Genomic DNA, 12,173 nt, shown 5'->3' with positions numbered 1-12,173 from the left:
CTCTTCCGATCTCCCGCCCCGACGGGCCCCTCCCCGCGCCGCCGCGCCGTCCTCGCCGCGGCGGCCCTGACCCTGACGGCCGGCGGCGGCACGGCCGGCTGGCTCGCTCTGCGACCCGATCCGCCCCGGGACCCCGACCCCCGCCCCGAACGGCCCACCCTCGCCATCGGCCTCCAGGCCGACCTGACCGGCCCCGGACGGGCAGTCGGCGAGGCCCAGCGCGACGGCGCCCGACTGGCGGTGGAGGAACTCACCGCCCGTACCGAACTGCCCTTCGCCTACCGGCTGTCCGAGGCCGACGACCAGGGCGCGGCCGGCCCCGCCGCCGAGGCGGCCGAGCGTTTCGCCGCCGACCCCACGGTGGTCGCCGTGCTCGCGGCCACCGGAGGTCCGGCCGTCGCCGCCGCGCTCAGCCGCTACGACCGGGCGGGCCTGCCCCTCCTCAGCGCCTCCGACGGGGACACCACGCGCGTCAATCGCGTATTCACCTGCCTGCGCCCCAACGACGCCTACCAGATGAGGCCCGTCGTGGAGTACCTGACCGGGCGCGACCGGGGCACCACGATGATCGTGGACGACGGCACCCCGTACGGCTGGCAGACCACCCGCGCCCTCAGCGAGGCCCTGCGCGCGGGCAAACGCCCCGTGACCCCGGCGACGGTGGCGGCGGACGCCGACCACACGGCGGTCGCCCGGGACGCCGCCGGGGCCGGCGCGGTGCTGTACGGCGGCGGCCCCGTCGGCGCGGGCCGCTTCGCCCGCGCCCTGGCCGGAGCCGGGTACCGGGGTCGGGTGATCGGCACCCGGGCGGTGCACGACCCGCTGTTCCTCGCGGAGGCGGCCGGGAGCGCGGAGGGCTGGCTGGTCGTCTCCACCGCGGTGGATCCGGCCGCGGCCCCCTCGGCCCGCGCCTTCGACACCGCCTACCGGGCCCGGCACGGCGGCCCGGCGCCGCTGCACGCGGCCGAGGCCTACGACGCCGTGCACCTGCTGGCCCGCTGCGCGCAGGGCCTGGGCCGCGGCAGGGTGGAACGCGGGGACCTGCTCGCGACGGTGCGCACGACGACGTACGAGGGGGTGTCGAAGAAGTACGCCTTCGAAGCGGCGAACGGCACCTTCACCGGCGACGGCGGTCTCCACTTCTACACGGTGTCCTCGGGCCGGTTCCGGCTGCTCGGTGACCGGCCGACGGTCTGGCCCGCGTGACGGAGTGGAGAACCGGCCGGTTGTGGCCGATATGCGAGCACCCTTTCGGGGGACTCCCGTTCGTCCCGTGCGTGGCTAGCATTCTCGTAAGTGCTTGTCGTGCAATCCCATATGGGATTGCGTGATCATGCACGTCCGAGGAGAAGGGGACCGAACATGCGGTTACGCAATGGGGTCGTGGCGAGCGAGATTCCCGACGTGACGTGGGTGAAGAGCAGTGCCAGCGTGGGCAACGGCAACTGTGTGGAAGTCGCCGCACTCGACGGTGGTGGTGTGGCGATCCGGAACTCGCGTTTCCCCGACGGGCCCGCGCTGGTGTTCACGGCGGCCGAGATCGAGGCGTTCGTCGACGGTGTCAAGCGGTCCGAATTCGATCACCTGACGGGGTGACGGCCGGACCGAGGGCTGTTTCGCAGGCTGAATTCCGGGCTAAATCGTAGGCCAAAGCTTGGACGGTCGGGTGGAGGGACTCCATTCTGATGACTGGGACCTGCCCCAGTCGCATAGGAGTTCACATGCCCGCTCTCCCCGAGCCGCTGCCCGATCAGGTCGCTCCGGTATTACCGCTGGGGAGAGAACCGGGCCGGGCGGCGGCCGGCCGCGTCCTGGGCCAGGCACTTCGGGGATTCCGTGAGGACCGCGGTCTCACCCTGCGGGACGTGGCCCCCGTCATCCGCGGATCCGTCTCGAAGATCAGCCGCCTGGAGCGGGGCGAGAGCCCTCCCAAGCCCAAGGACGTCCTGGACCTGGCCCGGCACTACGGACTCGACGCCGAGGAAACGCGCACCCTCGAACGGCTCCTGGAGTTCGCCCAGGACTGCGAGTGGTACGAGCAGTACAGCGATGTGACCCCCGGATACCTCAGGCGCCTCATCCAACTGGAAGGCGACGCCGAGGAGATCTGCCTCTACGAGAACCTCGTGGTCCCCGGCATCCTCCAAACACCCGACTACGCCGCGCACATGGTCAGGGCCGTCATGCCCAGCGCCCCGCACGAGGAGATCGTCCGCGTCGTACAGCTGCGCACGCAGCGCCGCCTGCGGCTCATGGAGGGCGAGGTGCCGCGGCTGACCGTACTGCTCGACCAGGGCGTCCTCAAACGACGCTGCGGCAGCGCCGAGGTGATGCGCGAGCAGCTGTCGTACCTGCTGAGCGCCGGTGACACCGCCAAGGTCAACATCCGCATCCTCGACATGACGTCGGGGTACGTCGCCGCGCCGCCGTACCCGATCACGCACCTCAAGTTCCGCGACGGCGGGCCCGGCGAGCTCGCGTACGTCGAGCACATCAACGGCGCGAACTACGTGACCCGGCCGCGGGCCCTTGACGACCACCGCAACGCGCTGAGCAACCTGCGGGTCGCGGCGGCCTCCAGGGACCGCAGTCGGGAACTGATCGTCGAGGCGCTGGGCCTTCCGCTGAACCGGGGTCAGCGCAGGCGACCCACGCCGCCCCACTCGACCCAGTCCTTGGGCCGGAGTTCGGCCGGGGGCGGAGCGCTGTCGGGGCGCCAGTCCACCACGTCGACGAGACGTGGTTCGAGGATGTCCAGACCGTCGAAGTACCGCTCGACCTCGTGGGTTTCGCGCACCCGGCCCCAATGGCCGTGCGTGCTCACGTCCATGAGCCGCGTGACGTCCTCGCGCACGACCGGATCGTCGCTGACGAGCTGGCAGATCACCATGAAGCTGCCCGGCGGCAGCATGGCCGCGGTCCGGCGCACGACCGCGGCGGGATCCATCTCGTCGCCGGTGTCCGGAATGCAGTGCAGGACCGACACGAACAGGGCGGCCATCGGCGCCTCCCAGTCCAGGAAGGTGTCCGTCGCCCGCCGGATCGAGGCGGTGTCGCGCATGTCCCGCGAGATGACCAGGGTGCCCGCGTTGTCGTGGAGCGTCGTCTGCGCGTGGGCGAGGACCATCGGATCGTTGTCGACGTACGCGACCTTGCAGCCGGGATCGACGCGCTGCGCCACCTCGTGGACGTTGTCCTGGGTGGGGAGGCCGGATCCGTGGTCGAGGAACTGCCGGATGCCGTAGTCCTCGACGAGGGTCCGCACGACCCGGGTGAGGAACGCCCGGTTGTTCCGGGCCAGGAGTTGGGTGCTGGGCGCGATCTCCAGCAGCTTGGCGCAGGCAGTGCGGTCGCTGTCGTAGTTCTCCACGCCGCCCAGGAGCCAGTCGTACATGCGCGCCACGCTCGGGGTGTGCATGTCGATCACGGGTGGCTGGGGGTTCTGCCCTAAGTCCATGTGCCCTCCTCGTGGCCCTGCCGGGCCTGTGCCGTGGAACCGGCCCATGGTAGGGAGTGGGCGGACCCCCTGCCAATGGCCCGTACCCGCTTCCGGCCGGTCCCGCGGCTCGCCGACGGTTCCGGCCGGCCCGTGGGCGGCGGTGCCGGCCCGCCGGGCGACGCGCCGGCTCAGTAGGTGACGACGATCCGCCGCGCCGGCCCGTCCACCCGGATGTTGCCGCCGACGGGGACCACGAGTTGCGGGTCGGTGTGGCCGAGGTCGACGTCGAACACGGCCGTCGTGTCCGGGGCGTACTCCCGCAGGGCCCGCAGGACGGCCTCCCGCTGCCGCTGCCGGAAGCCGGCCCGCCCCGACGGGTCGAGGGGGTTCTCGAACGACCAGCTCTTGGCCCGCCCCATCAACAGGGCGGGGAACTGCCGCAGGAGACCGCGTTCGCCCATGCTCCGCAGGACGCGGTACACCTCCTCGGCGCGCGGCATGTCCTCCGAGGTCTCCAGGAACAGGACCCGGCCCGCGTGGGAATCCGAGGGCCCGACCCGGCCGGCCATCAGGAGCTGGGAGAGGATCTCCAGGTTGCCTCCCCAGCCGGGCCCCTCGACCACCCGGTCGCCGCCGTGCCAGGTCCAGCCGTCGACCGGCTCCGTCTCCGGTTCGGAGTCGAAGGTGCGCGGATCGTCCCAGGGGCTGTCGACGTCCCGGGACGCGGACGCCGCGGTCAGCTCGTACGGGCCGGAGGTGAACAGCGCCGCGCGCAGCGAGTCCGCCGTCGCCGGGTGCAGCTTCCCGGGCCGGCCCAACTCGACCATCACCGAGCCGCCGTGGTAGGTGACCATGCCGAGGTCCCGTAGGAACAGCAGCAGGTTGGTGTTGTCGCTGTAGCCGAAGAACGGCTTGGGGTGGGCGCGCAGGAGTTCGCGGTCCAGGTGCGGCAGGACCGTGATCTGGTCGTCGCCGCCGATGCTGGCGATCACGGCCTTGACCTCGGGGTCCGTGAAGGCCGCATGGAGGTCGGCGGCCCGTTCCGCGGGTGTCGCGCCCATGCGCCGGGTCGTCGGGTACTCGACGGTCCGCAGCCCGAAGTCCTCCCGGAGCCTGCGCAGCCCCAGCTCGTACGGCAGCGGGAACAGTGCGGGCAGCCCGGACGAGGGGGACAGCACCGCGACCAGGTCGCCGGGGCGGGGCTTGGCGGGGTGGACGGGCTCGATCACTGTCATCGGGCGATGGTAGACGAGGTCGCGGGCAGGACCCCGGGGTGGTGAGCCGCCCGAAGATCGCAGAATCGAACGGGCGTGCGTCCGGGTGCGGGTTGCGGATGCGCGGCGGCGGGGGTGGCGCCACAGTGGGCCCATGGGTATCGAAGACTATGGCGGCGGGCCCGGCGCCCAGCAGACCGGCGTACTGGTGGTCACGACCAACGACGTCCCCGGATACCGGGTCGAGCAGGTCATCGGAGAGGTCTTCGGGCTCACCGTGCGCTCCCGGCACCTGGGCAGCCAGATCGGCGCGGGCCTGAAGTCCATGATCGGCGGCGAACTCAAGGGCCTGACCAAGACCCTCGTCGAAACCCGCAACCAGGCCATGGACCGGCTCATCGACCAGGCCAAGGCGCGCGGCGCCAACGCGGTGCTGATGATGCGCTTCGACGTCACGGAAGCCGCCGACGTCGGTACCGAGGTGTGCGCCTACGGCACGGCCGTCGTGCTGGTGCCCGGCTCCTGACCGGGGGCCCGGCTCCCGGCCGGGAGCCCGCCCGCCCCGCCCCGTGAGCCCCCGCCGTCCCGTAAGTCCAGGACGGCGGCACGCTTTGTCCATGGGCCTCGTGCCGTGCGGTCCGCAAGCTGACAGGTCAGTGAGCGGACCGCACGGCTCCGGCAGTCGTGCGGTCTTCCGCGCCAGGAAGCGCCGACCCCCGGAGGCCCGATGCGCACCCCCCTCTGGCCGACCGCGGCAGCGGTCTCCGGCCTCATCGCCACCCTGCTCGTCTCCGCGCCCGTGGCGGCCGCCCCACCCGCGCCGCGGCCCGCGGCCGCCCCGCTGACGATCACCTCGCCCGACCTGTCCGTCACCGTGGACAGCGCCTTCCCCCGCGTCATCGGCTACACCCGGCGCGCCACCGGTGACGCGCTCCACGGCAACGAGGACCCGCTGGGCGCGATCCTCGTCAACGGGACCGTCCACACGCCCACCGTCACCTCCGTGCCCTCCGCGTCCGCGGTCGACTACGTGCTGAACTTCTCCGGAGTCACCGTCAGATCCCGTCTGTCCGTCCTGGGTTCGGTCGTCGAGTTCAAGGTCACCGCCATCGAGGACACCCCGACCCTGCGGGTGCGCAGCCTCTCGATCCCGGACCACACCCTCGTCAGCGTCCGCAGCGACCAGCCGGGCGCCGCGCTGTCCACGGCGACCATGCACACCGCCACCACCGGAACCGGTGACACCTTCACGCCGATCACGGCCGGCACCGCCGTCGACCCCACCCCAGGCACCGTCATGTACGGCATGCTCAACACCGGCCGGCTCGCCGCCGCGATCGACTCCAACTCCCTCCACGACCAACCGTCGGGCGGCACCGCCCGCGAGAACGGCCGGATCGCCAAGCAGATCACCGACAAGGGCACCTACCGCCGCGCCGGCCTGTGGTCCGGCGACTGGCTCCACCGGGCCCAGGGCGCCGCCGACGGCGACACCGAGCCCCTCCCGTACGCCCGGATCGCGATCACCGCCGACCGCAACGCGGACTCCTTCGTCGACTGGCAGGACGCGGCCATCGCCCACCGCGACATGTGGACCCCGCCCACGGGATGGCAGGACACCCCGCGCCGCGTCGTCCAGCGCATCCCCTTCAACTTCGCCTCCCAGGCGACCCATCCCTTCGCGCAGACCCTCGACGAGACCAAGCGGGTCGCCCTCGCCACCGACCACCTCGGTCAGTTCGTCCTGCTGAAGGGCTACGCCTCCGAGGGCCACGACTCGGCGCACATGGACTACAAGGACGTCGGTGCCAAGCTCGGCGGCGCCGCCGACCTCAACACGCTCACCACCGCCGGGCAGGCCTACAACGCCGACTTCGGCGTGCACGTCAACGCCACCGAGGAGTACCCGGTCTCGGCGACCTTCGACCCCGCCCGCCACAGCGGCGGCCTCGGCTGGGACTGGCTCGACCAGTCGTACCGCGTGGACACCCGCAAGGACGGCCAGTCCGGCCAACGGCTGGGGCGACTCCAGGACCTCAAGGCGGCCGCGCCCGGACTCGACTTCCTCTACGTCGACGTCTGGTACGGCGACGGCTACGTGTCGCGGCGACTCCAACGGGAGATCACCGGTCTCGGCCTGCAACTCGCCACCGAGTTCCCCCACACGCTCACCGAACAGTCCCTCTGGCACCACTGGGCGACCGACGTCACCTACGGCGGCAGCGACCTGAAGGGCATCAACTCCACCATCGCCCGCTTCCTCGCCAACCACACCAAGGACAACTGGATCGCCCGCCACCCCCTGCTCGGCGGCGCCGAGGTGACCGCGTACGAGGGATGGCAGGGCAAGAAGGACTACCCGGCCTTCCTCCGCACCACCTTCGGGGTGAACCTGCCGACCAAGTACCTCCAGGAGTCCCCGATCGTGAAGTGGACCCCCGACACGATCACCCTGGCCAACGGAACCACCGTGACCACCACGGGCGGCACCCGCAGGATCACCACCGACGGCCGCACCGTCCTCAGCGGCTCCGCTTTCCTCCTCCCGCGCGACGGCAAGCTCTACCACTGGAACGACGCGGGCGGCGCCACCACCTGGACCCTCCCGGCCGGCTGGACCGCGCCGAAGCTCCACCGGTTGACCGACACCGGACGGCAACTCGTCGGCGACCTCCCCGTCACCGGCGGCCGGATCACCCTCGACGCCGCCGCCCGCACCGCCTACGTGGTCACCGACGGCGCGACGCCCGACCGGCCCGCCCCGAACTGGGGCGAGGGCACCCCCCTCCACGACCCCTCCTTCCACGCGGGCGACCTGTCCGCCTGGACCGTCACCGGAACCGGCGCCGCCGTCACCCGCAACGCCCTGGGCCAGCAGGAACTCACCTTCGCGGCCGGGACCACCGGAGCCGTCTCCCAACAACTCACGGGTCTGACCCCCGGCACCCACGCCGCCTCCGTCTGGGTCTCCACCCCCACCGGCCGGGCCGCCACCCTCACCGTCACCCCCGCCGGCGGCGGACCGGCCGCCTCCGTGTACGCGGACTCCTCACCGCTCGTGAACACCCTGGGCGGCAGCGAGAAGAACGGCACGAGGATGCAGCGGATGAAGGTCCTCTTCGACGTCCCGGCCGGCCGGTCCACGGCCACCCTCACCCTGTCCGCCGCCGCCGGATCCGGCACGGTGTACCTGGACGACGTACGCGTGGTCCGCTCCGCCCGCACCCCACTGGGCGGCCACTGGTTCGCCGAGGACTTCGAGAACGTCGACGCCGGCTGGGGCCCCTTCGTCCTCGGCGGCGCCGGCGGATCGGCCACGGACCCCCGTACGCACATCGCCCAGCGCAACGCGCCCTACACGCAGGCGGGATGGAACGGAAAACTCGTCGACGACGTGATCGGCGGCCGGAACTCCCTCAAATCGCACGAGGAACGCCCCGGCCTCGTGTACCGCACACTGCCACAGACCCTCCGGCTGACCCAAGGACGCTCCTACCGGGTCGCCTTCGCCTACGAGAACGGCTTCGCCGGCGACTACCGCTTCGTCACCGGCTCGGGCACGACCGAGAGCGCCACCGCACTCGGCGAGGCCCGCACCCCCACCACCTTCACCAGGACCTTCACGGCCGGGGCCGACGCCTGGATCGGCGTCCGCAAGACCAGCCCGGAGGGCTCCCACGACGAGGCCGACCTCGTCCTCGACGACCTGACCGTCGACGACCTCGGCCCGGCCGGCGGCGGGGAACTCCTCGTACCCCAGGACCGGATGCGGGTCAGTGCCGTCGACAGCCAGGAGACGGCCGGTGAGAACGGCGCCGCAGCGAACGTCCTCGACGGGAACCCCTCCACCATCTGGCACACCCGGTGGTACGCCGCCACCGCGCCGATGCCGCACGAGATCACCCTCGACCTGGGGGCCACGTACGACGTCTCCGCCCTGCACTGCCTGCCCCGGCAGACGCAGAGCAACGGACGCATCGCCGACCACCAGGTGTTCACCTCGACCGACGGGGTGAACTGGGGAACGCCCGCCGCGTCCGGCACGTTCGCCGACAGCGCCGACCAACAGGACGTGACCTTCGCCCCGAGGGCCGCCCGCTACGTCCGGCTCAAGGCCACGAGGGAGGTGGGCGGCAACCCCTGGACGTCCCTCGCCGAACTCAACGTCGGCTACCGGCCCTGAAGTCGGGACTTCGCAAGGCCCCCCGGCCGGCGCCGACCGCCCAGTACGGTGGCCTCCCGAGACAAGGAGGCGCCATGACCCGACGCAAGTCAGCGGCAGAGGTGTTCGACGCACTGGGGGAGCGGTACGAGGACCTGTTCGGGCAGGTCCCCGGCCAGCTCGAAGCCCTCGACTGGCTCGCGGACCGGCTCCCCGCCGGCGCCCGGGTCCTCGACGTCGGCAGCGGCACCGGCCGGCCCACCGCCGAGGTGCTCGCCCGGGCCGGCCACGCCGTGACCGGCATCGACGTCTCGACGGCCATGGTCGAAGCGGCCCGGGCCCGGGTCCCCGGGGCCCGCTTCGAACAGGCCGACGTACGCACTTACACGCCGGAGCCGGGCGGGTACCACGCCGTCTGCTCCTTCTTCCCGCTGCTGGTCATGGACCAGCCGGACATCGCGGCCGCACTGCGCCGCATGGCGTCCTGGGTCGTGCCGGGCGGCCACCTCGTGCTGGCCACGGTGCCCGGTGACATCAGGGGCCTGGACATCGAGTGGATGGGCCACCCGGTCACCGTCAGCAGCCTGTCCACGGAGCACCACCTCTCGCTGCTCGCGGAGGCGGGACTGGACGTGGTGCGCCACCACACGGCCTTCTTCACCCCGACCGACCCGCTCGCGGGCCCCGAGGAACACCTCTTCTGCTTCGCGCGCCGCCCGGCCTGAGGAGTCCCGCCCGGTCCCATCGACACGTTCGTCAGGGGAGCGGCGGGCGGACCGACTGCTGGGCGCGGAAGCGGACCGGCGCCATCCCGACGCGGCGGCTGAACAGCCGGCTGAAGTACGCGGGGTCCTCGTAGCCCACCCGCCGCGCTACCCCGGCCACCGGCAGGTCGGTGCGGGCCAGCAGTTCCTTCGCACGGCTCAGCCGGATGCCGAGGAGGTACTCCTTGACCCCCTCGCCGGTGGTGCGGCGGACGGCGCCGCGCAGCTCCGGCAGCGTGATCCCCAGCCGCGCGGCGTGCTCCGCGACGGGGATCGGCAGCAGCGCGTCCCGGGCCAGCGCCTCCATCACCGCGTCACCGTGCCGCGAGACCTCGGCGCGGGCATAGCGCAGCGCCACGAGCAGCGCGTGCACGGCGGCCGCCGCCTCCACCTCCAGCAGCGGCCCGCCGCGCCGGGCGGCGCGGACGATCCCGTCGACGACGTGCCGGACCCCGTCCGTCCCGCTCAGCGCCACCAGCGGGCGGTCGGGGGTCACGTAGCCGAGGTCCGTGTACGCCTCCACGGCGGGGCCCGCGAAGTCCACGAAGCACTCGTCCCAGCCGCCCGCTCCCGGCCCGTAGTGATGCTCGACCCCCGGTACCAGCCACAGCAGGGCCGGTGCGGTGACCGGCTGGGGCGGCCGCCCGGCGTGGGCGAACCAACCCCGGCCCCGGGTGACGACGACGGCCACGTGGTGGTCGAGGGCCCGGGGGCCCACCACCGGGAGCGCCCCCTCCTGCACACCCACGCCCAGACAGACCAGGCCGAGCCGCCGATGCCCCGCGGTCGGGGAGAAGTACCGCATCCAACTGATGTACGGGGACGTCGACATCTGCGGATTGTGATCCACGGGCCCGTGGCGCTCAAGGGGCCGCGTCCCCCGTCCCACCTCCGGGCCACGGCCGTGGCGGCGGCGCACGGGCACGCCCCGGTCGGCACCGCCCCGAGGGGACACCGACAAGATCATTGGCGTTGACAGGGGCCTGATGGGTTGCGTCTAATGGGACCCGGTGTCGCGTGACTCCGGCCACAGAGCAGTGGGCCGGCCGGTGATCGGGCGAACACCCTTCACATCCGAGGACGCGCCTTGAGTCAGAACTCCGCGCCCCGCAGCTGACGCGTTCGTGGCCGCGTACCGGCCACGCGCAGCGGCTCCGCAGCACCTCACCTCCACCACCCGGCATGCCCCGCGGCCCGCCGCGTCGTTCGGCGTCCGCCGGTGCCGTGCGGCGTCAGCCGGTTCGTTCGGCGTCCGCCCGGGCCGTCCTTCCGCACGCCCCGCCCCGGTCCGTACCGCGGGCCCGGCGGCGTGCCCACTCCTGCCCCGAGAGGGAAACAACCGTGCCCACGTCCTTCAACCAGTCCGTCATCGAGGAGTTCCGAGCCCACCAGGGGAAGGTGGGCGGCCCGTTCGAGGGGTCGGAACTCCTCCTGCTGACCACCACCGGCGCCAGGTCGGGCGCCGAGCGGACCACACCGCTCGGCTTCGTCCGCCATGCCGAGGGACTCCTCCTCGTCGCGTCCAACCTCGGCGCCCCCCACCACCCCGACTGGTACCACAACCTCCTCGCCCACCCCCAGGTGCGGGTGGAGCTCGGCGCGGACACCTTCGAGGCCCTTGCCGTGCCGGCCGAGGGCGCCCGCCGCGACGAACTCTTCGCCCACGTGCTCGACTCCGAGCCCGGATACGGCGACTACCAGGACCTGACCGACCGGATCCTGCCGGTCGTGGTCCTCGGACCGGCCGATCCCGACGGGTGGCAGGCCCCCGGGGAGGTCCGCGACCTCGCGGCCAAGGTCATGGAGGTCCACACCTGGCTGCGGGCCCAACTGCACCACGTGAGCGTCGAGACCGACGCCCACTTCGCCGCCCGCGCCTCGCACACCGGCCCGGGCGAGCCGCCGCCGCCGGGACTCGGCCTGCAGATCCGTCAGCGCTGCCTCGCGTTCTGCCAGGCCCTCGCGTTCCACCACACCAGCGAGGACGACCACCTGTTCCCCGGCGTGGCCCCCCACCACCCGCACCTGGCCGGCACGTTCGCCCGACTGCGGGAGGAACACGAGGAGCTCGCCCGGATCCAGGGCGGGCTCGTGGCCCTGCTGGACGGCGTCCACATCGCCGAACCGGAGCGGTTCCGTACCGAGTTGGCGCGGATGACGGCCGAACTGACCGCACACCTCGACCACGAGGAGGCGGAACTCGTCCCGCTGCTGGCCGAGATCCCCTGGCCGCCGCTGCCGCCGGGCCGCGACTGAGCGACGACGCCCGCCGGGGTCGGCGACCACGGAACCGGGGGAGCGGAGCGGGAAGGAGGGAGCAGGGGCGCAAGGGGTGGAGCGGGACGCGTGGACAGACCGCGGACAGCGCCCGGGGACGGTCCCGGAAAAGTTTTTCGGAAACGGCGGCAACCGATCGGACCTTCGCGCGTCGTGCGGGGGTGAAGGGCGAAGTTGAACGCCCTCGACCCGACCGTGGAGAACCACTGTGAAGAACATCAAGCGCGCCTCCCTCTCCGCCCGCCGGGCGGCCGTCGCCGTCGCCGTCGCCGCGGGTGCGGCCGTCGTCCTCGGCGGGCCGGCCGTCGCCGCGCAGG

Annotated in this window: 9 protein-coding genes and 1 pseudogene; 7 read left to right on the top strand and 3 right to left on the bottom strand. The window is 72.6% G+C overall.

The features are described 5' to 3' along the window. From NOD94_RS37235 to NOD94_RS37225, 3 genes and pseudogenes are all read left to right on the top strand, one after another. The coding region (locus NOD94_RS37235) for a branched-chain amino acid ABC transporter substrate-binding protein (protein WP_281210665.1) at positions 1-1,206 on the top strand (1,206 nt) is incomplete at its 5' end. Positions 1,207-1,362: 156 nt separating this feature from the next. After that, positions 1,363-1,596 (top strand): DUF397 domain-containing protein, encoded by a 234-nt coding sequence (locus NOD94_RS37230; protein ID WP_281210664.1) that lies wholly within the window; start codon positions 1,363-1,365, stop codon positions 1,594-1,596. Between the two features lie 89 nt (positions 1,597-1,685). After that, positions 1,686-2,546: pseudogene (locus tag NOD94_RS37225) on the top strand (helix-turn-helix transcriptional regulator); the annotation flags it as partial. An 89-nt stretch (positions 2,547-2,635) separates the two neighbouring features. On the opposite strand, the gene NOD94_RS37220 reads toward NOD94_RS37225, so the two are convergent. Both NOD94_RS37220 and NOD94_RS37215 read right to left on the bottom strand, forming a co-directional pair. Beyond that, positions 2,636-3,457, bottom strand: a complete 822-nt coding sequence (locus tag NOD94_RS37220) for an SAM-dependent methyltransferase (RefSeq protein WP_281210663.1) — start codon at positions 3,455-3,457, stop codon at positions 2,636-2,638. Between the two features lie 170 nt (positions 3,458-3,627). Continuing rightward, positions 3,628-4,674 carry a S66 peptidase family protein gene (locus NOD94_RS37215; RefSeq protein WP_281210662.1) on the bottom strand — a complete coding sequence of 349 codons (1,047 nt, stop codon included), beginning with the start codon at positions 4,672-4,674 and terminating at the stop codon, positions 3,628-3,630. 133 nt (positions 4,675-4,807) lie between these two features. Between NOD94_RS37215 and NOD94_RS37210 the strand changes: the two genes are divergently transcribed. The 3 genes from NOD94_RS37210 (at position 4,808) to NOD94_RS37200 (ending at position 9,540) form a co-directional block, all read left to right on the top strand. Then, a complete protein-coding gene (locus NOD94_RS37210) occupies positions 4,808-5,179 on the top strand; it encodes a YbjQ family protein (protein ID WP_281210661.1) in 372 nt (123 codons plus the stop codon). A 201-nt stretch (positions 5,180-5,380) separates the two neighbouring features. Next, entirely contained in the window at positions 5,381-8,836 is a 3,456-nt protein-coding gene (locus NOD94_RS37205; protein ID WP_281210660.1) for an endo-alpha-N-acetylgalactosaminidase family protein, read from the top strand. Between the two features lie 74 nt (positions 8,837-8,910). Then, positions 8,911-9,540, top strand: coding sequence for a class I SAM-dependent methyltransferase (locus NOD94_RS37200; RefSeq protein ID WP_281210659.1), 630 nt, complete (start codon positions 8,911-8,913; stop codon positions 9,538-9,540). A gap of 31 nt (positions 9,541-9,571) precedes the next feature. Here the strand turns inward: NOD94_RS37200 and NOD94_RS37195 are convergent, their stop codons facing one another. Continuing rightward, positions 9,572-10,411: an AraC family transcriptional regulator gene (locus tag NOD94_RS37195; protein WP_281210658.1), complete on the bottom strand. Its 840-nt coding sequence runs from the start codon at positions 10,409-10,411 to the stop codon at positions 9,572-9,574. A gap of 509 nt (positions 10,412-10,920) precedes the next feature. On the opposite strand from NOD94_RS37195, the gene NOD94_RS37190 reads away from it, so the two are divergent. Continuing rightward, a complete protein-coding gene (locus NOD94_RS37190; protein ID WP_281210657.1) occupies positions 10,921-11,835 on the top strand; it encodes a nitroreductase/quinone reductase family protein in 915 nt (304 codons plus the stop codon). Positions 11,836-12,173 lie beyond the last annotated feature (338 nt).

The sequence above is a fragment of the Streptomyces sp. Isolate_45 genome (assembly GCF_024721315.2).
Lineage (GTDB): Bacteria > Actinomycetota > Actinomycetes > Streptomycetales > Streptomycetaceae > Streptomyces.
This window is presented reverse-complemented; position numbering and strand designations above follow the sequence as displayed.

Bases quoted from the DNA above. Each gene is read 5' to 3' on its own strand.
- NOD94_RS37215 (WP_281210662.1), bottom strand. From the start codon at position 4,674: ATGACAGTGATCGAGCCCGTCCACCCCGCCAAGCCCCGCCCCGGCGAC.
- NOD94_RS37210 (WP_281210661.1), top strand. From the start codon at position 4,808: ATGGGTATCGAAGACTATGGCGGCGGGCCCGGCGCCCAGCAGACCGGC.
- NOD94_RS37205 (WP_281210660.1), top strand. From the start codon at position 5,381: ATGCGCACCCCCCTCTGGCCGACCGCGGCAGCGGTCTCCGGCCTCATC.
- NOD94_RS37220 (WP_281210663.1), bottom strand. From the start codon at position 3,457: ATGGACTTAGGGCAGAACCCCCAGCCACCCGTGATCGACATGCACACC.
- NOD94_RS37195 (WP_281210658.1), bottom strand. From the start codon at position 10,411: ATGTCGACGTCCCCGTACATCAGTTGGATGCGGTACTTCTCCCCGACC.
- NOD94_RS37200 (WP_281210659.1), top strand. From the start codon at position 8,911: ATGACCCGACGCAAGTCAGCGGCAGAGGTGTTCGACGCACTGGGGGAG.
- NOD94_RS37230 (WP_281210664.1), top strand. From the start codon at position 1,363: ATGCGGTTACGCAATGGGGTCGTGGCGAGCGAGATTCCCGACGTGACG.